The 23,803-nt window shown below is 56.4% G+C and carries 19 protein-coding genes; 13 read left to right on the plus strand and 6 right to left on the minus strand.

Translation table 11 applies throughout. From position 1 onward, the window contains the following. The first annotated feature begins 9 nt into the window (after positions 1–9). Complete coding sequence (locus HOP44_RS14365; RefSeq protein ID WP_172254482.1) at positions 10–1,677, plus strand: methyl-accepting chemotaxis protein; 1,668 nt, start codon at positions 10–12, stop codon at positions 1,675–1,677. A 267-nt stretch (positions 1,678–1,944) separates the two neighbouring features. Next, on the plus strand, positions 1,945–2,502 hold the full coding sequence (locus HOP44_RS14370; protein ID WP_172254484.1) for an NADPH-dependent FMN reductase: 558 nt from the start codon (positions 1,945–1,947) through the stop codon (positions 2,500–2,502). Positions 2,503–2,630: 128 nt separating this feature from the next. Here the strand turns inward: HOP44_RS14370 and HOP44_RS14375 are convergent, their stop codons facing one another. Further along, positions 2,631–3,386 (minus strand): TerC family protein, encoded by a 756-nt coding sequence (locus tag HOP44_RS14375; RefSeq protein ID WP_172254486.1) that lies wholly within the window; start codon positions 3,384–3,386, stop codon positions 2,631–2,633. A gap of 300 nt (positions 3,387–3,686) precedes the next feature. Between HOP44_RS14375 and HOP44_RS14380 the strand changes: the two genes are divergently transcribed. Both HOP44_RS14380 and HOP44_RS14385 read left to right on the plus strand, forming a co-directional pair. Beyond that, on the plus strand, positions 3,687–4,496 hold the full coding sequence (locus HOP44_RS14380) for an alpha/beta fold hydrolase (RefSeq protein WP_172254488.1): 810 nt from the start codon (positions 3,687–3,689) through the stop codon (positions 4,494–4,496). Positions 4,497–4,546: 50 nt separating this feature from the next. Beyond that, the gene (locus tag HOP44_RS14385; RefSeq protein WP_172254490.1) at positions 4,547–5,287 is read left to right on the plus strand and encodes an MORN repeat-containing protein; all 741 of its coding nucleotides are present in this window, start codon (positions 4,547–4,549) and stop codon (positions 5,285–5,287) included. A gap of 185 nt (positions 5,288–5,472) precedes the next feature. Here the strand turns inward: HOP44_RS14385 and HOP44_RS14390 are convergent, their stop codons facing one another. Both HOP44_RS14390 and HOP44_RS14395 read right to left on the minus strand, forming a co-directional pair. Continuing rightward, positions 5,473–6,102: a YfbR-like 5'-deoxynucleotidase gene (locus tag HOP44_RS14390; RefSeq protein WP_172200592.1), complete on the minus strand. Its 630-nt coding sequence runs from the start codon at positions 6,100–6,102 to the stop codon at positions 5,473–5,475. A 244-nt stretch (positions 6,103–6,346) separates the two neighbouring features. After that, positions 6,347–7,702 (minus strand): APC family permease, encoded by a 1,356-nt coding sequence (locus tag HOP44_RS14395; RefSeq protein WP_246369827.1) that lies wholly within the window; start codon positions 7,700–7,702, stop codon positions 6,347–6,349. Positions 7,703–7,971: 269 nt separating this feature from the next. On the opposite strand from HOP44_RS14395, the gene HOP44_RS14400 reads away from it, so the two are divergent. From HOP44_RS14400 to HOP44_RS14430, 7 genes are all read left to right on the plus strand, one after another. Continuing rightward, on the plus strand, positions 7,972–9,336 hold the full coding sequence (locus HOP44_RS14400; protein ID WP_425501876.1) for an extracellular solute-binding protein: 1,365 nt from the start codon (positions 7,972–7,974) through the stop codon (positions 9,334–9,336). Positions 9,337–9,421: 85 nt separating this feature from the next. After that, positions 9,422–10,315: an ABC transporter permease subunit gene (locus HOP44_RS14405; protein WP_172254492.1), complete on the plus strand. Its 894-nt coding sequence runs from the start codon at positions 9,422–9,424 to the stop codon at positions 10,313–10,315. A 16-nt stretch (positions 10,316–10,331) separates the two neighbouring features. Next, positions 10,332–11,213, plus strand: coding sequence for a carbohydrate ABC transporter permease (locus tag HOP44_RS14410; RefSeq protein ID WP_172254494.1), 882 nt, complete (start codon positions 10,332–10,334; stop codon positions 11,211–11,213). Positions 11,214–11,222: 9 nt separating this feature from the next. Then, positions 11,223–13,025 (plus strand): cache domain-containing sensor histidine kinase, encoded by a 1,803-nt coding sequence (locus HOP44_RS14415; RefSeq protein WP_172254496.1) that lies wholly within the window; start codon positions 11,223–11,225, stop codon positions 13,023–13,025. Then, the gene (locus tag HOP44_RS14420) at positions 13,022–14,191 is read left to right on the plus strand and encodes a response regulator (protein WP_172254498.1); all 1,170 of its coding nucleotides are present in this window, start codon (positions 13,022–13,024) and stop codon (positions 14,189–14,191) included. The genes HOP44_RS14415 and HOP44_RS14420 overlap by 4 nt, the downstream gene beginning before the upstream one ends. A gap of 1,173 nt (positions 14,192–15,364) precedes the next feature. Next, positions 15,365–17,419, plus strand: coding sequence for an S-layer homology domain-containing protein (locus tag HOP44_RS14425; protein WP_172254500.1), 2,055 nt, complete (start codon positions 15,365–15,367; stop codon positions 17,417–17,419). A gap of 180 nt (positions 17,420–17,599) precedes the next feature. Beyond that, on the plus strand, positions 17,600–18,073 hold the full coding sequence (locus tag HOP44_RS14430; protein ID WP_172254502.1) for a hypothetical protein: 474 nt from the start codon (positions 17,600–17,602) through the stop codon (positions 18,071–18,073). Between the two features lie 288 nt (positions 18,074–18,361). Here the strand turns inward: HOP44_RS14430 and HOP44_RS14435 are convergent, their stop codons facing one another. After that, positions 18,362–19,003, minus strand: coding sequence for an RNA ligase family protein (locus HOP44_RS14435; RefSeq protein ID WP_172254504.1), 642 nt, complete (start codon positions 19,001–19,003; stop codon positions 18,362–18,364). A gap of 69 nt (positions 19,004–19,072) precedes the next feature. After that, complete coding sequence (locus HOP44_RS22830) at positions 19,073–20,149, minus strand: AAA family ATPase (protein ID WP_246369828.1); 1,077 nt, start codon at positions 20,147–20,149, stop codon at positions 19,073–19,075. A gap of 182 nt (positions 20,150–20,331) precedes the next feature. On the opposite strand from HOP44_RS22830, the gene HOP44_RS14450 reads away from it, so the two are divergent. Continuing rightward, positions 20,332–21,879 carry an alpha/beta hydrolase family protein gene (locus HOP44_RS14450; protein WP_172254506.1) on the plus strand — a complete coding sequence of 516 codons (1,548 nt, stop codon included), beginning with the start codon at positions 20,332–20,334 and terminating at the stop codon, positions 21,877–21,879. A gap of 25 nt (positions 21,880–21,904) precedes the next feature. Here the strand turns inward: HOP44_RS14450 and HOP44_RS14455 are convergent, their stop codons facing one another. Next, on the minus strand, positions 21,905–22,807 hold the full coding sequence (locus tag HOP44_RS14455) for a LysR family transcriptional regulator (protein WP_172254508.1): 903 nt from the start codon (positions 22,805–22,807) through the stop codon (positions 21,905–21,907). A gap of 210 nt (positions 22,808–23,017) precedes the next feature. Between HOP44_RS14455 and HOP44_RS14460 the strand changes: the two genes are divergently transcribed. Next, entirely contained in the window at positions 23,018–23,710 is a 693-nt protein-coding gene (locus HOP44_RS14460) for an O-methyltransferase (RefSeq protein WP_172254510.1), read from the plus strand. Positions 23,711–23,803 lie beyond the last annotated feature (93 nt).

Genomic DNA, 23,803 nt, shown 5'->3' on the forward strand with positions numbered 1-23,803 from the left:
GTAAAGTGTATGAAATTGCAGGGTAAACTGCTGTTAAACGCCATGATCTCGCTCGTGGCTTCGTTGGCGCTTGTCGCCTATATCATCGTACAGCTGCTCCAGATGAATTCGCAGAACCGTACGCTTGTACCGGATATGATGAATGTCCAGCAGTTGAACGCGGATCTGAGCGGGCTGAGCCAGTCGCTCGACGGCTATTCGTTCTCGATGACCGAAAGCAACAAGGCGGAGGTGACTTCGCATCTGGAGACGGTCGGAGCCACACTCGCCCTGCTGACCGACAGTGAAGAGACCAGTCTCGACAGCCAGGAACAGATGGACTGGCTGACTTCCATCAGCGGAAAGTTCACGGAGCTGTCGACCGAATCGACCCAGGCGATCGAAAGCCAGGACAGCCCGGAAGCCAAACGCCAGGCTGCGCGCATCCAGGGAATCCAGAACGACGCGTATCGTCTGGATATCCTGACCAAGGAACGTTACGACCTCTATACGGCCAAGTTGACTTCCAGTATCGAGCTGACCTGGCATATCGCTCTGGCAGGATCCGTCCTGCTGCTGATCGCGCTCGGATGGTTTAACGCCTATTTCGCCCGCAGACTTGCCCGGCGGATCCGGACGATGAAAGATGCGGCCGTACGAATCGCGGACGGCGATCTGAGCCTTCATCTGGAGCAGGCCAAAGGACGCGACGAGCTGGATGAATTGAACAATGCGTTCGGCACCATGGTCGACAATCTGCGGGGAATCGTACGTTCGATCGAGAGCAGCGGCAGCGTGCTGGACCGGGTTGCCGAAGAACTCGACGGACAAAACGACAAGATGCAGGAGATCGTGTCGCAGGTTGCGACGTCGACGGAAGAACTTGCGATCGGCAGCCAGCGTATCGCGGAAGATCTCGGGCACACGGTAGAAGTGGTCGATGGGATGCAGCGCAATTTCGAAGCCAATCTGGAAGAAACGGTGCAATCTTCTTCCGCGACGGAAGAAGCGCTGAGTTTCGTCGAACACGGCGAAGCGGTGATGCGCGAGCAGCTGCGCATCACGAGCGTGAACCGTTCCGCGATGGGAGAAGTCGAACAGACGGTGCGGGAACTGGAGACCAGTGCCGAACGGATTGCCACGATGACGGAACATGTCACGCAGATCGCCAAGCAGACTACCCTGCTCTCGCTGAACGCTTCGATCGAGGCGGCACGCGCGGGCGAAGCGGGCAAAGGCTTCGCCGTCGTTGCCGGCGAAGTGAACAAACTGGCGGACCAGTCGGATTCCGCAGCCCGCGAAATCTTCGCGGCGGTCGAAGACATTGCCGCTTCCATGACCCGAGTCAAAGGATCGGTCAAGCAAAGCCTCGATCTGTTCCGCCAGCAGGAAGAAGCTTCCGCGACGACGGAACAATCGTTTGGAGCGATCAGCGGCAAGGTTCGCCAGATCGCGGGCAGCGTCGGCAAGCTGTCGGAAGATATGCAAGAATCGCGCCGCTTGAGTATGCAGGTACAGCAGGCGGTCGAGAATATCAGCGCGGTCACCGAACAATCGGCGGCGGGCAGCGAGGAGATCACCGCCTCCACGGATGAGCAGAAGCGTTCGTTCGAGGAGATTGGCGGGAAGGTCAAAGAGCTGCTTCAGGTACGCGAAGAAATGCAGCGGGAACTGGAACGTTTCCGATTGGACGCTTAGGCAATCCCTGCGATCAGCCGGAGATTTATACCCATGCAGCACGAGGCTCTGCGCAGTGCCTGAACGGATTTCTATAATTCTCCGAACCGGACAGACCCACAGGGTCTTGTCCGGTTTTTTGCATTTAAACAGACATACACTTTATTAAAATATACTTGTGTAAAAAAGTAAGTAAAAAGTATTGCGAAGGCGAAAAAGCTGTGCTATGATTCTTTTATAACAAAAAGTTAGTAACTTAAATTATTAACATAAACGGAGGAATCAATCATGGAAAAGTTGAACATCGGCATTATTCTCGGAAGTACGCGTCAAGGGCGTCTGAGCCCGCAGGTCGGCGAATGGGTAAAACGGATCGCGGACGAACGCGGAGATGCCCATTATCAAATCGTCGATATTGCGGACTATCATCTGCCGCTGTTGGGTGAAGCCGATGCGTCCGAACAAGCGACCGCATGGAATACGAAGCTGGCCGAGCTGGACGGATTCGTATTCGTCGTCCAAGAGTACAATCACAGCATTTCGGCGTCGCTCAAGAACGCCCTGGATTATGCCCGTGAAGCCTGGAACAACAAAGCGGCCGGCATCGTCAGCTACGGATCGGTAGGCGGAGCGCGTGCGGCCGAACATCTGCGCGGCATTCTGGGCGAGCTGTCCGTAGCCGACGTCCGCGTTCATCCGGCACTTTCGCTGTTCACCGACTTCGAGAACGGTTCGGTCTTCAAACCGGCCGATCTGCATCTGGTCAACGTAAACGGAATGCTCGACCAGGTCGTGGCTTGGAGCGGAGCGCTCAAGACGCTGCGCGTGCCGGCTGCCGCGTTGTAAGCCGGATTTCCTCGACGCCGGGAGCTTCTTTTCCGGCACGATCCGAAGCAAAGACGAAAAAGCCCGATTCCCTTCAAGGGAATCGGGCTTTTTGCTGGTTGGAAGCTTATCGACCGTTCAACCGTCGTTTAATGCGCAGCGTTTTTGCTGACGCGGATCCGGTTGATCAAGAAAGTAATGGCGAATACGGCGATCAGAACAATGAAGAACGTCGTATGGCTCATTTCGTAGATATGGGCTGTACTGAGAATCATTTTGACCCCGATAATGAAGATAAGAACGAACGCCGCATTCTCCAGTTCCGGAATTTTATCCATCAGCTTGAGAATGAAGGTTGCGACCAGACGCATCATCAGGATACCGAGCAGACCGCCGGCAATCAGGATCCACGGGTTCGGCGAGATGGCGAACGCGGCCAGGATCGAATCGATCGAGAACGCGATGTCCATCATTTCGACCGTGATGATCGTACGAACGAACAGGCTCAGACCGGTCTTGGCCAGAATCTTCTGCAATCCCGATTCTTCTTCCGCTTCGTCATCGTCTTCACCCTTGGCTCTGGCTTTATCCCAGAAGTGCTTGATGGCGATCCAGAGCAGATACGCGGCTCCGATATACTTGACCCAGGCGATCTGAACGAGGTAAATCCCGACCCCGATCGCGATAATCCGGAAAACATACGCGCCCCACAATCCGTAAAGCAGTGCTTTTTTTCTCTGCTTCTCGGGAAGCTTGTTGACGATTGCGGCGAGAACGAGTGCGTTGTCCGCCGACAACAGTCCTTCGATCACGATCAGCGATAAAATGAATCCCCACCCTTGGAGCGTTCCGAACGCCTGGAGAAAGGTACTCATTTCAAACAAATGGCTGTAGCCCATTTCCATTCTGGTACAATCCTTTCCTGGTCATAATATGTTGAAATTGACACTTGCTTTCGGTACTACGCGGCAGCTTCGATTTCGTTTCAATTTTTTGAGAAAAATTAAAGACAAAATTCAAAGTCGAAAAAAATCTTTTTTTCGTGCCAACTTTCATTTTTCATACGTGCAAGTGTACCATAATTATAGAAAAAAGAAACGGAAATTTGCAAGGCGTCCCGTTCGGCTGTTCCGATTCGGGAAGGAGCAAGGACGGGTAACGGGTAAGAGAGCAAAAAACAGGCGGAGAAGGGCGGCGGATCATTCATGAATCGGACGGGAATCCATGCGATCGGAGGCACCCGGTTTCATATCTCGATACAGGGCGTAGGCAGTCCTCTCGTATTGATGCACGGCGAACACTGCAATCTGGAAGTGTGGGACGACCATGTGGAGATGCTGTCGCGCAGCTTTACCGTCGTTCGTTACGACCGCCGCGGATACGGCAAAAGCGAAGCGATCTCCGGCCCCTATTCTCCCTATGCGGATCTGAAAGCGATTCTCGACTATTTCGGTCTGCGCCGCGCTTCGATTATCGGAGCCTGCAGCGGCGGGGGCGTCGCGATCGACTTTGCGCTGGCCCATCCCGAATATGTCGAACAGCTTGTGCTGGTCGCTCCCCGGCTGAACGGCACCCTGCCTCCGCTCCGGTTGATCTGGGAGCGTCTTGGCGATGCGCGGCGCGTCAAACGGGACGGCATGGAGCGTGCCGCGGCCCGCTTTCTGCGCAGCCGGTACTGGAGGTATGCCGTCCCCCGCGACCGCAAAGCGCGGGCGCGCTTCAAAGAAATGTATCTCGGAAACGCAGTACATTATCAATCGCGCCCCGGCATGGAACGTCCGCTGCTGAACCGATCCCACAAGCGGCTGGGCGAGATCGGATGTCCCGTGCTGATTGTCATGGGCGAATGGGATTCGTCGTTCAACCGCAGAATCTGCCGGCAGCTGCACGCACGGATCCTGCACTCGTCGCTGATCCGGATGGAAGGTTGCGGCCATCTGCCGCAGCTTGATCTCCCGCTCGAGTTTTCGGCAATCGCGCTGAGCGCGCTGAAAGCTTCGGCGGCCGGGCGCTAGAAGAGAAGAATCCGCATACAGCTATAGAAAAAGAAAGGGGCTTTGCACCGATGAAAAAGAAAGTACTGCTCACGCTGCTGTTGGCCGCCGCCGTGCCGCTGGCCGGCTTGAGCCCGCTGCCTGCCTCGACGCCTTCGGCACAGGCCGCGTCCGCGAAGCAGTGGCTGCGGCTTCCGTCCGGCGCCAGCTACTATGGCGAAGTGAAAAACGGCCGGCCGAACGGCCGCGGAACGATCAAATGGAGCTTAGGCAAACAGTATTCCGGCGATTTCCGTTCGGGCAAGCGCAGCGGAACGGGGAAATACGTCAATACGTATGCCGATCCCAAGACAAGCCTGCTGCACCGCGTCGTCTATGACGGGATCTGGAGCGGCGATCGCATGCACGGTCGAGGCGTATGGACCGAGAAAATCTCCGTGCCCGGCGGCGGCGTATACTCCAACGGGATCCGTACGGGTGTTTTTGCCCAAAACGAACTGATTCGGGGTTACCGCGTTGTGCATGCGCAGGCCGATCCGGATTACAGTTTCTCGTACCTGAGCCCGAATTTTCGACTCGATGTCTTGGGCAGCAACGTAAGTCCGCTCCAGGACTGGAAGAACGGAACCCTGTTCGACGTACGCTACCGCAAAGGTTCCGTCAGCCGGAACTATTCGCTGTTCCAGGGCGAGACGGCGGCGAAAGAGAAGCATCGTCTGGCCTCGCTGCGCTACCTGCTCGGCGTGACGGATGAAGTGTCTCCTTACCTGCGGCAGTTCCGGACGCTGTCCAGGCAGCTGCCGCTGAAATAAGCGGAATCCGGGCGCAGGCTGGAGAGCAGATCGGAACTTGCCGAGGGATCACCCGGACCGTTCGCCGATTTCGACCCGGCGAACGGTTTTTTGGCTGTCCGAACAGCAAAAAATTCCCTGGACGGTGTCCGGGAATGCCTTCCTTGCCGTGAGCTGCCGCACCTGTCTGCGGCCGCCGCTTTTGATTACAGAGCCAAAGCTTCTTCCGTGATCCGCTTGATATCGACCGGCGACAGCGTTTCTTCATTCACCATTTCAGGCAGAATATGATCAAGGAAATAATCGACGCAGGCCAGCTTGATCCGTTTGATCTTGACCAGCGCGTTGCGGTACATGACTACGAATTCTTTTTCGGTATTGCCTTTTTGCAGTTCGGCGAATGCTTCGTACACCTGATCCATTTTGTCCGCGACTTCGAGAATCAATCCTTCGATCGAATCGTCCTTGCCTTCGCGCAGCTGTCTGCGGAACGTGGGCTTGAACTCTTCCGGAATGTTTTCTTCGATAAAATGCGCGATCATGCCTTCTTCGACCTGCTGGATCAGCTGTCGAAGCTCCGGCGAAGAATGCTTGACCGGCGTCTTGATATCCCCGATAAAAATCTCGCCGTAATCGTGGCTGCTCGTGATTTCGTACAGCTTCTTCCAGTCGATCACCGCGCCGTGCTGCTCTTCGATATCGGCCAGCGTCTTGGCGTATTGGACCACTTTCCAGGAATGCGCGGCCACGCTGTGCTGTTCGAATTTGAATTTGCCGGGACAGCGGATGATGCGTTCCAGCCCGTCGAGCGAGCGGAAGTAACGATGAATTCCCATGGCTTGTCCTTCTTTCTTCTTCTATATAAGGGAGAGGGCCGAAGCGGATTGAGGGTTCCGGCACTGCCAGTATAACGGGAGGGTATTCGGGCAGCGTCAACGCAGGGTCAAGCGGGAGTCAAAGTTTACGTTGATTGGAAGGGATTTGTTCGGTGAACGTTTTGAAAAAGCCCGAAAAAGCCGGACCTACGTGGTCCGGCTTTTTCGCATGCTTTTTTAACGCGTTCGGCTTGGGAAAGCCGTGTTAGTTCTGCCGCCGCTTCATCGCGTAGAACACCGGCAGCCCGATCAGGGTAATGCCGATCCCGATCAGCGAGCGGACCGGACTATCCTGCAGCGTGCTGACCAGAATGTACAGGCCGCCGGCGATTCCGATGATCGGCGTCAGCGGATACAGGGGCACCCGGTAGCGACCGGGCTCTGTGCCGATCTTGCGCCGCAGCACGAACACTCCGAATACGCCTGCGGTGAAGAAGATCCACAGCACGAAGACAAGCAGATCGGTCAGCGTATTGAACGTGCCCGAGAAAATATAGAGGATCGCGAGAACGGCCTGGAAAATCAGGGCGTTGGCCGGCGTGCCGAAGCGCGGATGGATCCGCCGCAGGAAAGCGGAGAACGGCACGATGCCGCGTTCGCCCATCGCCTGCGGAACGCGCGCCGCGGTCATCAGATATCCGTTCAGGGCACCCAGTACGGATACGATGATGCCTGCGGTAATGAACGCACCGCCTCCGCTGCCGAGCAGCGCTTCGGCCGCATCGGCCCCCGGCGTAGCCGAGGAGACAATCTGTTCCGGCGGCAGGGCGCGGAAGATGGCCAGGTTGAACAGGACATAGACAACAATCACGAACGAGACGCCGATGAGGATAACGCGGGGCAGCGTCTTCGCCGGATTTTTCATCTCGCCGGCCATATTGGTGACGCCGATCCAGCCGTCATAGGCCCACAGCGTGCCGAGGATGGCCGCTCCGAAGCTTGCCGATCCCGCTGTCAGGCCCGAGACGCCGGCGAAGCCCGGCTGGCTGCCCGACAGAAGTCCGAATGCCACGATCCCCGCAACGGGAACGAGCTTGCCTGCCGTCGCGAGCAGCTGAATGATCCCGCCGTACCTGGTCGAGATCACATTCATCAGCAGAATAAACAGCAGGATGCCGACCGCAAGGCCTTTCTGCTGGATCCCGTCCATCGGCAGAAAATAGCCCGAGTAGGAAGCGAAAGCGATCGCGAGCGCCGCGACGGAAGCGGGATAGGAGATGACCGCCTGCACCCAGCCGAGCAGAAAGCCGACGGCTTCGCCGTAGAGTTCTTCCAGATAGGCGTACAAGCCGCCGGATTTGGGGACAGCGGCGGCAATTTCCGCTACGGCCAGTGCCGAAGCGAGCGTAATGATTCCGCCCGCGATCCAGGCCAGAATACTCATCCAGGGCGAACCGGCGCTTGCCAGTACGATACCGGGCTTCAAAAAGATACCGGAGCCGATAATCACGCCGACGACGATGGCCATGGCTTCAAGAAAGGTTACCGATTTTTTGAGGGAGGGAGGAGCGGCGGAAAGAACGGCCGATTCGGCTTCCGCGCTCCGGGTTTTTTTGGACAAGGGAATCACGTTTCCTTTCGCATACGAATCATCGATTCGACGAGTCACCGCGAGAATGCGCTGCAACCCAGAGACCGACCGAACTATTCTACCACTTTTTCACCTATTCGAATATGATATCTTTGGTTCGATTGGCGAAACGATTCGAAGATTTGAACACGAAAAAACAAACATCATCCCTGAATAATTTCCATTGTATGCGTTTACAGAAAAAGCCATAATAACCGTAGCAAGAAGCTTCAGACCATGAATCAAGGGGAGGAAATACCGTGACAAAGAGAAAGATGAAGTGGTTCGGTATGACAATGACAGGCCTGCTGGCACTCAGCCTTAGCGCCTGCGGCGGCGGAGGCACGGCCGCGACCAACAACGCAAGCGGCGATGCCGGCGGAGCGAAGACCGAACCTGCGGCGGCAAGCGATCCGGCAGCCAAAGACATCACGATCACCTTCCAAAACATTTATCCGGACGCCAGCGATCCGAAGAACCAGATGATGAAGAAAATCGTCGAGCAGTACCAAAGCGAGAATCCGAACGTGACGATCGAACTCGACTCGCTCAATACGGACCAGCAGAAGCTGAAGCTCAAGACGCAGGCCGCTTCCAAAGAAGTGCCGGACATTACGGTCGTGAACCCGGCCGCGCAGATGCAGCCTTTCGTCGATGCGGACCTGTTCGCTCCGCTGAACGACATGGTCGAAGAGAACGGACTCAAAGACACGTTCCAATCCGGCATCCTCGACTACTATACGTTCGATAACAATCTGTATGCCCTGCCGGACGGCAACAACATCGGCGTCGTGTACTACAACAAAAAGTTGATGGCAGAAGGCGGCGTGGAAGTGCCGAAGACCTTCGAAGAAATGATCGAAGCGATCAAAACGCTCAAATCCAAAGGCATTCAGCCTATGGTTATCGGCGAAAAAGACAGCTGGACAGGTTCGTTCCTGTTCATGAACATCCTGCTGAGAACGAACGGCGGTCCGGGCTTCCTGCAGGACGTGCTGGACGGCAAGAAAACGTTCGAAGACCCGGCGTACGTCGAAGCGATTTCGGCATTCCAACAGCTGGTTGACGCGGGAGCTTTCCAGGACGGAGCCACTTCGTTCGACTATAACGCGGGCGAGAACCTGTTTAAGACAGGCACGGCAGCCATGTACTACATGGGCAGCTGGGCCACGGGCGGAATCGAAACCGCCGAAGTGAGCAAAGACGGCAATGTCGGCGTCTTCCAGTTCCCGACTGTCGGAGGCAAAGGCAATCCGGATGAGTTCATGCTGGCGCCGGGCAGTGCATTCGCCATCTCCAAAGACAGCGAAAACCTGGACGAAACCAAGAAGTTCCTGAACTACTTCATGCTGAACTTCCCGAAAGAAGCGTTTGAAGCCAAAGGCGCTGTCGGGATTGCCCAGAACGTGGAAGGCGACTTCAAAGCCGCCGGTTACTCGGACATGGCGATGAACGTGCTGGACCTGTTCAAAAAGGTCAAAGGCGGCGACCTCGCGTTCGACAACACGATCAACCCGGCTACCACCCAGGTTCACCTGTCGGGTACGCAAAGCCTGTTCGTCGAAAAGAAAGATCCTGCCGCAGTAGCGAAAGAGCTGCAGGCCGCATTCGAAGAAAACAAATAACAAAGGCAAGCCGGACGGACAAGAAGAAGGGGACCCGCGGTCCCCTTCTCTTCGTCGGCTGCTCTTATGAGGAGGCGAACTCCGCGTGAATGTATTGAAGGTATCCCGCTGGACGATCGCGGCTTTTATTCTGCCGTGTCTGATCGTTTACGTCAGTCTTGTGTTCGTCCCGATTCTTGTCTCGCTGTACAGCGGACTTTTGGATTGGAACGGGATCGGCAAATCGACTTTTATCGGAATCGACAACTACGTCAAAATGTTTACCAATGATTCGGTGTTCTGGCCGGCGCTGCGCCGTACGTTCACCTTGGCCGGATTCTCCATGCTGGTACAGGTGCCGGTCGCGCTGCTGGTCGCCATTTTGATCACCCGTTTTGTCCGGCGTCCGAACTTCCTGGTATCCAGTTACTTCCTGCCGGTCATTTTGTCCGTTGCGATCATCGGGCAGCTGTGGAAAACGATCTACAATCCGGCTTCGATGGGCGGTATGATCAACCAGATTCTGACCGGCGTCGGACTGGAATCGTGGACCCACTCCTGGCTGACCGAGCCGAAGATCGCCATCTATGCGATTATTCTTGTCTCGCTGTGGCAGTACCTCGGGTATCATATTCTGATTCAGTTCACGGGGATCCAGAACATTCCGGGCGAAATTTACGAGGCGGCCAAGATCGACGGAGCGGACGGCTTCAAAGCGGACCGTTACATTACGCTTCCGATGGTACTCCCGATTCTCAAAATCTCTATTGTGCTCTCGTTTATCGGATCGCTCCAGTCTTTCGACCTCATTATGGTCATGACAGGCGGCGGACCCGCGCATGCGACCGAAGTGCTTGCAAGCCATATGTACAATATGTCGTTCATTACCATGGAATACGGATACGGCAGCTCCATTGCCAACGTCCTGATCGCCGTCTGTCTGATCGCCACGGTACTGATCAATCTGCTGTTCACCCGTCTGGAGAAACGCTATACGTAGAAAGGGGGCTCCGTCGATGAGCCAGTTCGCAAGTTCCGCGGGCTCCAAACCCGCACTTAAAGTTCGCAGCCGGCGTATTTCGCCCAAAACCATCATCGCCTTTGTCTTTTTCGGTCTCCTGCTTGTCACGCAGCTGTATCCGCTGCTGTGGCTGCTGATATACTCGCTCAAGACCAACGAGGAGATCCTGTCGGGCAGCTTCTTCGCCCTGCCGGCCGAGTGGCAGTGGAGCAATTATCAAGGAGCGATCGAAGGCGGCAGCTATTTCCGCTATCTCGGCAACAGCCTGTTCGTCACGGTGACGACGATGATCGGGGTTCTGCTGCTGGCTTCGCTGGCGGCCTTCGCCATCAGCCGCTTCCGCTGGAAATACGGCCAGATCGTTCTGCTGCTGTTCCTGCTCGGCATGATGATTCCGATGCAGGGCACACTGCTGCCGCTGATGATCATCTTCAAAAATCTGAATATCCTCAACACGCATCTGGCTCTGATTCTGCCGTATATCGCGTTCCAGATGCCGATTGCCGTCTTTATTCTCAGCGGCTTCCTGCGCACGATTCCGCACGAGATCGAAGAATCCGCGATTATGGACGGAGCCGGCGCTTTCCGGATCTTCCGCAGCATTATCCTGCCGGTCTCGGTGCCGCCGATGATGACCGTCTGCATCCTGACTTTCATTAACGTCTGGAACGAATATATCCTGGCCGCGACTTTCATTTCGGCGGAACGTCTCAAGACCCTTCCGTTCGGCGTGTACAGTTTCGTCAGCCAGTATTCCGTCAATTACGGCGCGATCGGAGCGTTCCTGGTGCTTGCCGCCCTGCCGGTTATCCTGGTCTACTTTCTGCTTGCCGAAAAAATTACCAAAGGCATGGTGGCGGGTGCGGTTAAGGGTTAAGATGGATTTATGAGACGCGTAAAGAAACGACTAAACACGATTTACGGCCGGCTGTTTCCGGTATTCCTGTTCAGCCTGCTCGGTCTTCTGCTGATTGTCAGCCTTGTCTATTACCAGCGGGCGACCGATCAGGTTCGGGAACAGGTCGGAACCCTGGCCGAAAAAAACATGTCCCAGACCGTTTCCTTGTTCGAACAGCTTCTGGACGGATATGACAGCGTGACCAAGACGCTCAACAGCAACGGCGAACTGATGCGTCTGCTCCGGCAGTCCTATCCTTCGGCGGGGTCGAGCAAGCAGATCCAGGCGGAGCGGAGGATTACCGATATCCTGGGCGCGATCTTCTATTCGCGCAGCGATATCGTCGGGATTCATATGCTGGCCGACAGCGGCAAAGTCTATAGTTTCGTACGCTCGACGGGAGCTTCGATCCGAACCTACCCGGACAAACCGTGGTTTGCCGAATTGAAGCGTTCGCGGGGCGATATTCGCTGGCTGGGCGTGTATCCCGAGTCGCTGATGAGCAGTTGGACGGATGGCCCCGTCTTTGCTTTCGGCCGACAGGTGTTCGAATTGGAAGGGCTGCAGTCGGTCGGCTATGTGCTGATCGAGGTCGAAGCCGATGCGATTACGTCGGCGGTCTCGAACGCCAGCCTCGGACAGAACACCCAGGTTGCTATTCGTGACGGAGTAGGTAACGAGATCATCCGAACGAGTGCGGAAGAAGAAGCCTGGTCTTCTGTGCCCGAAGGTTGGCCCGGTCGCCTCGAAGCCGGCAAGATCCGTTCTTACGAAGGAGGCGACTGGCTGCTGACCGCGGCTCAGGTAGAGAAGACCGGCTGGACCATTCTGCGCGCTTCGCCCCAGAGCGATCTGAAGCTTGAACTGCGCGAGACCCAGCAGTTCCTGCTAAGCGTGATCGTTGCGCTGATTGTTGCCGCGACCCTTTTGTCGACGATCGTCTCGCGTTCGTTCTCGCTGCCGTTCAAACGGCTCGTTCAGCAGATGAAGCAGGTCGAGACCGGAAACTTCAAAGGACAGGTGCATATCCAGTCCTATCAGGAGATCAATGTGCTGGTCGGTTCGTTTAACCGGATGGTGCGGGAAATGGACGGGCTGATCGAGGGAATCAAGCAGGCTTCGATCAGCGAGAAAAATGCCCAGCTGCAGGCGCTTCAGTCGCAGATCAATCCCCATTTTCTGTTCAACACGCTCGATATGATCTACTGGATGCTCGACGAGCGGGAAGACGACCGGCTTGAAGGCGTCATTTTGGCCCTTTCCAAGATGTTCCGTTACAGCAGCGATTGGGAAGAAGGCGCGAAGGTTCGGTTGCGGCTCGAGCTGGAACAGCTCAAGTCCTATCTGACCATTATCGAGACCCGTCTGGGCCGCCGTGTTCTGACGGAGATCGATGTGGAAGAACGCTGGCTGGATGCACCGGTTCCCAAGATGATCCTGCAGCCGATTGTGGAAAATGCCGTCAAATACGGACTCGAACCTCTGCGCGAAGGCGGCACCCTGCATATTTACTCCGAAGCGGACGAGGAATATCTGCATATCGTCGTGGAAGACAACGGTGCCGGAATCGACGCGGTTACCCTGCGGCGTCTGGAAATTCTGCTGGATTATCCGCCGGCCGCCGACCGCCACGTTGAAGGAGGGCGGATCGGCATCGGACTGCTCAATGTACAGCGACGCATCCGTCTGATGTACGGCGATGCGTATGGACTTACGATCCACAGCATACCGGGAACCGGCACGAAGGTTACCGTAACCTTTCCGCTGCCGGACGAGGAGGGCTTAGTGTGAATATACTCGTCGTGGACGACGAACCGATTATCCGCAGCGGCATTCAGCGCACGATCCAGCGGACTTTTCCGCAGCACAAAGTCATTCTCGCCGAAGGGCCCATCGATGCGGTCCACCGGCTCAAAAGCGAGCTGATCGATTTGGTGCTGACCGACGTGCTCATGCCGGGCATGAACGGGCTCGAGCTTATGGAAGTCTCCCGCACGCTGCATCCCGATGCCAAGTGGGTCGTGATTTCCGCCTACTCCGAATTCGAGTACGCGAAAAAGGCGGTTCGGCTCGGGGCACGGGATTATTTGCTCAAACCGATCGGCAAAGACATCCTGGTCGAGCTGATTAAAAAAATGGGCGAAGAGATCGCGGAAAGAAATGTGCGGGCCAAAGAAAGCCAGCTGCTCAAACAAAATTTGCGTTTTCTGCGCGAAGCCGTGTTTGCCAGATGGGCATCGGGCCTCGATCTCGGAGGAATCGATCTGGCGTCTTTTACCGAATCGTATCCGGACTTTCATCTGCTGATGGTCCATGTGGAGAGCGATGCGGACACGAAACTGGAGCACTTCATCGTGGAGAATGTGATGAATGAGCTGATCGGCTCGTTCGGACGCGGTTTTGTCGCCAGTATCGACGCCAAAAGTCTGCTGGGACTCGTCAAATTCGAGCGCAGCGGACTGGCGTCATTAAACGAAGAGCTGCGAAGCTGCCTCAAACGCTACCTCAAGAAACCTTTTCAACTGCTGGCTTCGGGAAGGATCGAAGATCCTTCCCGGGTTCCGGACGAAGTGCGCCTGATGCGCGAAACGTCGGAGTACCAAGTATACGATCATTATGCCAGCGGGGGCGAGCAGGCTGTCGAAGTGGCGCTTCAATACATCAAGGCACGTTACGGCTCGGAATTATCGCTGGAAAAAGTCGCTTCCGTCGTGTATCTGAATCCCGCTTATTTCAGTCAGCTGTTCAAGCAGAAGACGGGACAGGGCTTCAAAGATTACGTTACCCAGCTCCGGCTGGACCGCGCCATGGAAATGCTGGGCGAGTCCGAACTCAAAGTCGGCGATATTGCCGAGCGGGTCGGGTATCCGGATGTGCGCCATTTTTCGCAGGTGTTTCGCAAAAAAATAGGCCGTACGCCGTCGGAGTATCGGGAACAAATCAAAAGCAGATGCTGAACTTCTTGTACGGTGTCTGTCCATAGGGAAGAAAAGGAGAAGCGACTTAGCTTTTCCTTTTTTTATTTATTTTTGTATTTTTATGTTAGTAGGTCGATTTAAATGGATAAAATAATTAATGTGTGGAAAAAACCTTATGCCGGAAGGGGAAGTGAACGGGTGAAAAACAGGGTTCGAACGTCACTGCTTCGTCGCATGTCCATGGTCTTGTTGGGGGTAGTCTTGGTGGCTTCGTCGGCGGTATGGCCGGGCGGCAGCCGGAAAGCGGCAGCCGCGGATTCGCCCATATGGGCGCAGGTTTATCCCGGAGAAGGAGAGAATCCGGCCGGGCAGTTTCGCAGTGTAGAGTACCATGACGGAGTATGGATTGCGGTTGGGCAAGGGGTTTTCCGCTCGAAAGATGGTGTGAAGTGGAGCCGTATAGCGGACACGGAATTTGAAAACGGTAATTCTTATTTCTATGATGTTACTTTCGGCAATGGACTTTGGGTAGCTGCAGGAAATCAAGAATCTATTTATGTATCTACAGACGGAGTGGAATGGGAACAAAAGTATACAACAGATACAAACTCGGGAACGAATTCGCAGATTGTAGCCGTTACTTACGGAGAAAGTGGATTTGTAGCAAGTTCTTACAGTTATTCTTCGTCCGAAGAACAAAATATTTCGACGTATACGTCCCAGAACGGATTGACTTGGACCAAACATCCCAATGCCATTTTGTCTAATCAAGGAGGATTGGGAGGCGCTTGGGGAGATCTCGTGTATGGTGAAGGCAAGTACGTGATGGGAATCTTCAACGGAGGAAATAGCAACGGAGTTTATATTTCGACAGACGGAATACAGTGGACGCCGTCGTCCAGCGAACAAACTTTTTATCCGTTTGCTCTTGCTTACGATGGAAGTGAATTCTGGGCTACATCGGAATACGATGAGTCTGAAAATGAGTTGGCGGTATACCGATCCGCCGATGGCAATACGTGGACCCGGCAGATCATCGAAGGAACCCTGCAAAGCAACAGGGATATATACGGTATTGATTACACGAACGGAAGATACACGGCGGTAGGATTTGAATATACCAGCGAAATAAACGGGTACCGACCTCTTATTTACGTATCTTCCGATGGAGAAAATTGGAGCCGGGAAGAAGCTGCTTATTTAGACAACTCCATGTTCAGCCCTTTGATTGCGGTAGCTTCCAGCTCTAGTCAATCTGTTGCACTGGGCTATTCGGGAATCATTTATGCTAGGGACCTGCAGCTTTCCGGAGAAAATAATCTGACGAGCCTCCAAGTCTCTCCCGGTACTCTTGATGGCGCATTTGATCCGGAAGACAAGGAATACGCGGTGACCGTCACCGACGATGTCTACGATATCGATGTTACGGTAACGTCCAGCGTATATGCGACGACCCGGATCTATTCGCCGACGATCGAAGAGGAAGGACGGGTGGCGGCAGACGAAGAACCCGTCAACGTGCCTCTTTCCGGTCCGGTAACGCCGATCAATGTTGTCGTGACGGCGCAGAACGGGGATGAACAAGTTTACACGTTGACGGTGACACGCGAAGCGCCGCCGAGTACGGATGCTTCTTTAAGCGGATTGATGATCAGCAGCGGGACGCTTGATCCCGAATTTGCCGCGGAAAAGACTCAATATCGAGCTACCGTGACAAACGATGTTTATCGAATTGACGTAACGCCGACGGCCAACAGCGATGCGGCGACCATTACGGTAGAAGGAGCCGAAATCGGAAGCGGCGGTTCTGTGCCTGTAGACCTTCAAGTAGGCGAGAACACGGTTGATGTCGTCGTTACGCCGCAAAGTGGAGCTTCCAGGACTTATCAGGTTATCGTCACACGCCAGACGGCACCGGTGAACCCGAATCCGGATCCCGGTCCCGTCACGCCAAGTCCGGCGCCGGTAACGCCGACCACACCGGTTACGCCAACCCCGACACCAACTCCGACTCCGCCGGCCAACGGTCTTGAAGTGATCGTGAACGGACAGCCGACGACGATTGTGGCGACGGGCGGCACGACGCAGGTCGAAGGGGAGACTGTCTTCACGGCGACCATCGATACGGCGCGCCTGGCGACTCTGCTCAGCGGAGCGGGCGCCAATCAGAGCGTCATCATTCCGGTCCGGACCGAAGCGGATCGCGTCATCGCGACGCTGACGGGCGAAGCGGCCGGACTGCTGAGCGGCAGTCAGGCTACGCTGCGCATCGAGACGCCGCTGGGCAATTATACGATTCCTTCTTCGCAGTTGAATCTGAGTGCAGCGGCCAACAGCTTGGGTCTTCCGGCGAATTCCGCCGACCTGCTTGTCAATGTCGTGATCGAGAAGAGCGAACCCCAAGTACAAACGGCGCTGTCGCAGGCAGCAGCCAATGCAGGATTTACAGGAGTTTCGGCTCCGATCGACTTCACGATTACCGCTTCTTCCGGCGGTCGTACGGTAGAAGTCAACAGCTTTACGGAGTATGTGGAGCGCGAGATTCCGCTGCCGGCAGGCGTGGATCCGAACCGCGTGACCACGGCGGTTGTGATTGAGCCGAACGGCACGGTGCGCCATGTGCCGACCGAGGTCACCCGGACGCAGACTACCGATTATGCCCGTGTCAACAGCTTGACGAACAGCAGCTATGCGCTGATCTTCAATCCGAAGCAGTTCCCGGACGTAGCCGGCAAGTGGTCGCAGGCCGCCGTCAACGATATGGCTTCCCGCCTTGTCGTTAACGGAATCGGCACGGACCGCTACAATCCGGAAGGTGCGGTCACCCGTGCCGAATTTGCAGCTATTCTGGTACGTGCGCTTGGACTTCCGAGCGGCGGACAAGCGGGCGGATTCAGCGATATCGCAGCCGCGGATTGGTATGCAGGCTCGGCGGCAACCGCCAATGCCTACGGATTGATCACCGGTTACCCGGACGGTACGTTCCGTCCGAACGATACGATTACGCGGCAGGAAGCCTTTGCGATTCTGGACCGCGCCGCGCAGATCGTACCGCTGCAGGCGGGAGAAGGAAGCAGCGAGCTCGGGAGCTACCGCGACCGTGCGAAAGTGGCGGATTGGGCCAAGTCTTCGGCGCAGGCCGTTCTTGCCGCGGGACTGGCGGAAGGCAGCGGCGGATGGCTCCGTCCGCTGGAGACGCTGTCGCGTGCCGAATCGGCAGCCGTTGCGCAGCGTCTGCTGCAGCAGGCCAACCTGATCGACCAGTAAAAAATCAGGAAGCAACCGCATCGCTTAAAATCGTTTGAATAAAAAGCTCCGGTCCCTCTGCAGCGCGGGGACCGGGGCTTTTTTGCCGTTTTTTCAAACAATCCTTGGCCCACGACGATTACGAAGCGGGTACAAAATGAATTTTGATATGCTAGTATGGAAATATAAGGAGGGGATGGAATGAGAGCAGAACAAAAACGGGAAATGCGGCGGACGACCGGATCTACGATCTTTTCCTTGGCTTTTCTGATCATTTTGCTACCGATTGAGAAGGATTTATTGGGAATTCTAATCGCCGGAAATCTTATCGGATTGATTATTTCGCTGGTCAGAATCCGGAACGAAGAGACGAGCGGTGAACGTTTTGTTCGCAAACGCGAAGAGAACGGGCCTCCGGGATTTTGGCGGGGAACCTTTTCGGAAAGCGGGCGGATATTCGCTCAGATGATTGTCGGATTGATGATCCTGGCCCTGCTTCTTTATTGGACGGAAGGGACGAACCTGGTCCAGACTTTGGTTGATCAGTCATTGGAGACGATCGGACTTATAACGCTGATCTTGGTCATTGTCTCTTTCCTTCTCGGGGCCGTCGGTCATAATCGGGGCGAAGAACGGTACGAGAGATTGAAACAAAGACTGGAGTGCCGCGATTAGGCGCTCTTTTTTGTGCCGATTTTTGAGATAACGCTTACAAAAAAAGCGCGGCTGTATCCTTTTTATTTTTCCAAGCCGGCAGCCGGCAAAAATGACAAATATTATTACGGAGTGGAGCTGGAGGTGCCGGAAGAGGCGAAAAACGGGCTTCAAGCGGAACTGCGGGGATTGGCGGGATCGAATCGAATTCGGGTGATGTAGGCCGTCCGGTCATCTGTAAGGGCTCTGCGGATTACATGGGACTCGCTCCTTTTGAATAGATTGGGCGTGGAATGGGCAGACGACGGGTTACGGTAACGGCTTCGCCAGTTCGTTCGGTTCTACCGGCCGGCTCAGCCAGTGTTCATCCGTCTGCACGTGGTTCTTGCGTACAAATTTGGCCAGATTGGATCTGAAATCTTCGTAACCGAAAGAGTTCGTCAGACGTATCACATAACCTTCCTGTTCGCCGCCGCAGTTCGATTGGCGCGTGTAACAGGATTTGACCGCTTGTTCGTCCCAAATGCCGCGGTAAAGCACGGGAACGGTCGGGATATGCAGCCGATGCGCCAGTTTCTCCGTCTCGTCCCACGACAGACAGACGTTGCGGTCGTTCCAGGCCGAGAAGAGCATGAAATAGCCCGGCAGCGCTTCGTACTTGATCGAATGTTTGGCATACATATTTTCTCCGCACAGGCGCCAGCCTTCCGGAATAAGATAGCGGATGCCTCCGTGCAGCGTTTTGACATAGTGCCTGGAAGAATGGTCTTTGCTGTCGAGCGAACGGGCATGGATATGATCCGGGTACATCGTCGTGTTTTCCCCGTCCATTTTCTCCGTTACGACCACTTCTTGTCCGATAAAATGCGCCGTGCTCCGCAGAATCTTGTCGTCGTCCGTATAGCTTCTGGACCAGGGCAGGTGCATCGTTTTCGGATATTTGATTTTCATGGGATCGCCTCGCTTGTTTCTCAATTGCAGTTTGCCCGCGTAAATTCCTCGATGATCCGGTTCTTCAATTTACTTTCCATACGTGTCGGCTTCCGCGAAAAAGTACATTTTGGCCAGTTTCTCGCCGCCCAGCAGATGATAAATGTTCGATGCGCCCGCGTCGCCGCCGTGCAGAATTTCCATATGGCACTCGATCCGGCCGGCTACGTCGAGGGTGAAGTCGTCGCTATACCCGAGTGCCTTCAGCAGATGGCAGCCGATCGAAGCGGAGACGTGTTCGTGCCCGAAGTACGAGTAATATCCCCGGGCTTCTTTCCACGTTTTGCAAAACGGCTTGCCGATATCGTGCAGCAGCGCCGTCCACTGCATTTGCAGCCGGTCGTTTTCCTCGTAAAAGGCGTTCACGTATTCCAGTACCGCGTACGTGTGCCGGGACAGCGTGCGGCTGTGATACGGATTGCCCTGGTCGTAGCCGAGCATCTGCGCGAAAAGGGGAAAGGCCGACAGGCATTCGAACAGCTCGTCGTGCCCGGCCTCCTGCCGAAGCAGACGCTCGATAGCCGTTCGAAGGTCGTCGGCGCGGTGCGCCGCGGCATTCTTCGATGCCTGCCCCGGACGGGAGAGGACGGAGCGTGCCGAGATGTCCGATTCGATTCCGGGTTCGATGCCGTACAGGACGGACCCATCGGGCCTATGCACGGGAAGCAGCGCCGCAAACCCTTCGCCGGGGAGCGGAAACTGCAGATTCTTCGCGTACTTGGATAGAATTTTGTCATCCAGCTTGCGCTTGCGCGAAGATATTCGCCGCGAGGCCGTCTCGTACAGCGTATCGAATACATGGGCCTGCACCGGATAATCGGCAAAACGTTTCAAAAATTTGCTCCGCCGGTCCCGGTCGACATTGGTCGCGTCGAAGATGACGTCGCGGCCGGCCGTTAGCGCGGCCTCGATTTCGCTGAACGCCTCGTCGAAAATGACGTAGGTGTTTTTTTGCCGCGATTCGCCGCCGAACAGCTTCAGGCGGATGGCGTCCGTCGAAACGATTACGCCGCGGGTGGTCTGTTCCAGCTCGCGGGCATAAACGCTTTTGCCGCTGCCGGGAATGCCGATCAGCATATGGATGCTGTTGGTTTGAACGGTTCTCATTGGGAGATTCACCTCCTTCCGGGGGAGGGACCCGCTACCAGTATACCGCAAAACAGGTTGGAGCGGCAGGGGACACCGGCACAGGGACCTCTGCCGCATTTTCAGAATGCGCTTGTCAGGTTTGAAACGTTTCGTTTATAATACAACTGTGTTAAAAAGAAAAATAGAAAAGAGGAACGGAATTGAGAAGTTTGGAGATGCTGCTGGCGGTCGTGAACCTTGCGGTGCTGGCACTCATGCTGTGGAAAAAGACGAGGTCGATAGGCTGGGCGGCAGTCGGGTTCTCGGGTTCTGCCGCCGTGTTGTCGGCGCATGCCTGGCTGGAGGGCGCAAGATGGGAAATGATTCCGCTGTACGCACTGACTCTGCTTCCGGCCGGGGTGATGCTGCGGAGAATGTCGGCAAGGAAGGAAAGGGAAGCGAAGAAGCGGCGCTTGGGATTCCGGCTGCTGATCGGCGCGGCCGCGCTGCTCTACGGAACCGCCGCCGTGCTGCTGCCCGTCGTCCTGCCGGTATTCAAGTTCGTGCCGCTGGAAGGGCCTTACCGGGTAGGCACGGTTACCTATGCCTGGACGGACGAGTCGCGCCCGCAGGTGCATACGCAGGAAGCGGCAAAACGCAGAGAGATGCTGGTGCAGTTCTGGTATCCGACGGATGGATCGGCATCGGCTCAAGCCGCGCCCTATATCACGCACCCTCGGATTTTTGCGGAGGCATTCGCGGGAAACGAAGGCGTGCCGCCGCTGCTGTTCGACAGCATGCGGCTCGTGCGCACCCATTCGCAGCCGGCGGCGCCGCTGTCCGCGGCGAAGCGCGACTACCCGGTCGTGATCTATTCGCACGGCAACCGGGGCTGGAGCGGGCAGAGCACCTTTCTGACGGAGCAGCTGGCTTCGCAGGGATATATTGTTGTAGGCATCGAGCATGCCGGAGGTACCCATGCGACGGTGTTCCCGGACGGCGAAGTGATGCCGTTCTATGCGGACGCAGGGCAAAAGCTGGACAACGGCGCGTTCGACCGGCTGGCCGACGAGGTCTGGGTGCCGGACGTCAAGTTCGTGCTGGATCAGTTGGAGACGATCGAAGGCCGAAACAACGGGGACACCAAGCCGGAACCCGGCAGCGCGGCCGCGAAGAACGGAAGTCCGGGAAGCTTGGAAGCGGGCTCTGGCATTGCCGAGGCGGCCGAACGGTTCGGGGGACGGCTCGATACGAAGCGGATGGGTATCGTAGGCTACTCGATGGGCGGCGCGGCCGCGGTTCAGGCGCTGCTGAGCGACGACCGGCTCAAGGCCGGCATCGATATGGACGGAGGGTTCTACGGCTCGCTGCGCGCGCCGAACGGCATCGGCCGGCCGTTCATGCTGATCAGCGCGGACCGCACATTCCGGCCGGATTCAATGAGCGATGAAGCGTTGGCGCAAATTGGCGCTTCCCGATCGGAATACGACGAGACGGTCGGCGAACTGTTGAAACGTCAGGCCCAGGCGGCCGCCGGAGGCAATTACGTGCTGACGTTGAAAAATACCGACCATACAAGCTTCTCGGACGCGCCGCTGTATTCGCCGCTGCTGTCCGCGGCATCCGGTCTGGACGCGCGCGGAGCGCACGAGGTGATCCGCGTCTATACGGAGGCCTTTTTCGACAAGTACCTGAAAGGGGCAAAAGTGGAGCTGCCCGCTCTCGAAGCGCGAACGGAGGGCGATTACAAGCTGATCCAAGGTCAATAAAAAGCCAAGAGGAAGGGCCGAGGAGTCAGACCGCTCCCCGGCTGCCCGCTTCGCGAATCAGCGCAAGCAAACGGGCAGCCGCCGGAGACAGGGACTCGCCGCGCCGGATGCATACGGCAATAACGTTCTGCAGCGCCGCGTCTTCGACGCGAACGCGGCACAATTGTCCGCGCGCGACGTAATCCCGCACGACGAGCGAAGAGACGAAGTTGGCGCCGTAACCGGCGACGACCGCCCGTATCGCTTCGTGGAGCCCGCTGAACTGCAGCGCCACGCGGGGCGAAGGCAGGCCGTGGGTGCGGCAGAGCGCAAACAGCCGCTCGCGCGTCGAGCTGCCTTCGCCCCGCATGACGAAAGGCTCCCGCATCATCTCGGCCAGCGAGACGGCGCGGTTCGCGAAAGGATGGTCCGGCGCGACGACGAACCAGAGTTCGTCGCGGAACAGCTCTTCGGCGGCGATCTCGTCCGAATGGCGTTCCGGCAGGCCGCCGTAAACGGCGAGATCCGCCTGCAAATCAAGCAGTCGGCGCAGCGCGCCCTCCGCATGGGTCGTCGTGATCGAAAGCTCGACCCGCTCGTGCTTCTGTTTGAAAGCCGCGATCCAGCCGGGAAGCAGGAAGTTCGCGGGGAGATACGTGGCGGCGATCGCCACGCCGCCGATTTCGCCGCGGCCGTAGTCGGCGGCGAAACGCTCGATGCGCTGTTCCTCCGCGAACAGCCGCGCGGCAAGCCTGCGCATCCCGGCTCCGGCTTCGGTCAGAGCAATGCCGCGTCCTTCCCTGCGCAGCAGGGGGAGGGCGAGTTCCTGCTCGAACTTCTTGAGCTGCGCCGTGATCGCCGGCTGGCTGATGTTCAATTTCTCCGAAGCGCGCGTTACGCTTCCCGCGCAGGCCACCTCGTAAAATAAACGCAAAGCATGAAGATTCATGGCCGGTCCTTTCGAATTCCGTTTCCGCAAGTTAGGGACGGAGTTCTTTTTGTTTTCAGATTAAATATATATTTTATCTATAAATTAGAGTGAAAGATATATTATATTTATCTTTTCGTTCCGTTTACAATCAAAGTGCGGAAAGGGAAAGCGGGTCAGGCAGAGCGGCTTTCCCAATCCAATCCGTTTACCGAAAGGAACGTGATTCTGATGAACACGCAGACAAAGCCGAGAGACCGCTCGCATACTTGGGCCAAAGCAGACCGTTATTTGGAACGCAAGCTCATTGCGCACGATCCTGCCCTGGAGCGTGCGCTGGACGACAACGAAGCCGCCGGACTTCCGCCTTACGACGTGTCGCCGCTGCAGGGCAAGCTGCTGCAGCTGCTGATCCGTATGAACGGAGCCCGGCGCGTGCTTGAGATCGGCACGCTCGGCGGCTACAGTACGATCTGGATGGCGCGCGCGCTGCCGGAAGGCGGCCGTCTGATTACGTTGGAGCTGGAACCCAAGCACGCCGAAACGGCGCGCGTCAATCTGCGCGGCGCCGGAATCGCGGACAGTACGGTCGAAATCCGGGTCGGCGATGCGCGGCATCAGCTTCGGAAGCTGGAAGAGGAGCAGGCAGAGCCGTTCGATTTCATTTTTATCGACGCCGACAAACCGAATAACCCCGCCTATCTCGAAGCCGCGCTGCGGCTGTCGAAACCGGGCACGGTCATCGTGGGCGACAATGTTGTCCGGGACGGCGAAATCATCGACGAAGCGAGCGAAGACGTCAGAGTACAGGGCGTGCGCCGATTTTTCGATCTGCTGGAACAGGATCCCCGGATCGAGGCGACGGCCGTGCAGACGGTAGGCGGCAAAGGCTACGACGGGTTCATGCTGGGCATCGTGCGCTGACCGATCGGCAAAACGGGAGCATGACGGGGAACAGGGGAAAGCAGCAGCGCAAAAGCAGCCGGGTCCGTAAGGACGAGCGGCTGCTTTTCGGCA

This window comes from Saccharibacillus deserti (assembly GCF_013618475.1).
In the GTDB taxonomy this organism is placed as follows: Bacteria; Bacillota; Bacilli; order Paenibacillales; family Paenibacillaceae; genus Saccharibacillus; species Saccharibacillus deserti.

Bases quoted from the DNA above. Each gene is read 5' to 3' on its own strand.
- HOP44_RS14425 (WP_172254500.1), top strand. From the start codon at position 15,365: ATGTTCAGCCCTTTGATTGCGGTAGCTTCCAGCTCTAGTCAATCTGTT.
- HOP44_RS14410 (WP_172254494.1), top strand. From the start codon at position 10,332: ATGAGCCAGTTCGCAAGTTCCGCGGGCTCCAAACCCGCACTTAAAGTT.
- HOP44_RS14415 (WP_172254496.1), top strand. From the start codon at position 11,223: ATGAGACGCGTAAAGAAACGACTAAACACGATTTACGGCCGGCTGTTT.
- HOP44_RS14365 (WP_172254482.1), top strand. From the start codon at position 10: ATGAAATTGCAGGGTAAACTGCTGTTAAACGCCATGATCTCGCTCGTG.
- HOP44_RS14455 (WP_172254508.1), bottom strand. From the start codon at position 22,807: ATGAATCTTCATGCTTTGCGTTTATTTTACGAGGTGGCCTGCGCGGGA.
- HOP44_RS14430 (WP_172254502.1), top strand. From the start codon at position 17,600: ATGAGAGCAGAACAAAAACGGGAAATGCGGCGGACGACCGGATCTACG.
- HOP44_RS14390 (WP_172200592.1), bottom strand. From the start codon at position 6,102: ATGGGAATTCATCGTTACTTCCGCTCGCTCGACGGGCTGGAACGCATC.
- HOP44_RS14435 (WP_172254504.1), bottom strand. From the start codon at position 19,003: ATGAAAATCAAATATCCGAAAACGATGCACCTGCCCTGGTCCAGAAGC.
- HOP44_RS22830 (WP_246369828.1), bottom strand. From the start codon at position 20,149: ATGAGAACCGTTCAAACCAACAGCATCCATATGCTGATCGGCATTCCC.
- HOP44_RS14385 (WP_172254490.1), top strand. From the start codon at position 4,547: ATGAAAAAGAAAGTACTGCTCACGCTGCTGTTGGCCGCCGCCGTGCCG.
- HOP44_RS14375 (WP_172254486.1), bottom strand. From the start codon at position 3,386: ATGGAAATGGGCTACAGCCATTTGTTTGAAATGAGTACCTTTCTCCAG.
- HOP44_RS14380 (WP_172254488.1), top strand. From the start codon at position 3,687: ATGAATCGGACGGGAATCCATGCGATCGGAGGCACCCGGTTTCATATC.
- HOP44_RS14460 (WP_172254510.1), top strand. From the start codon at position 23,018: ATGAACACGCAGACAAAGCCGAGAGACCGCTCGCATACTTGGGCCAAA.
- HOP44_RS14370 (WP_172254484.1), top strand. From the start codon at position 1,945: ATGGAAAAGTTGAACATCGGCATTATTCTCGGAAGTACGCGTCAAGGG.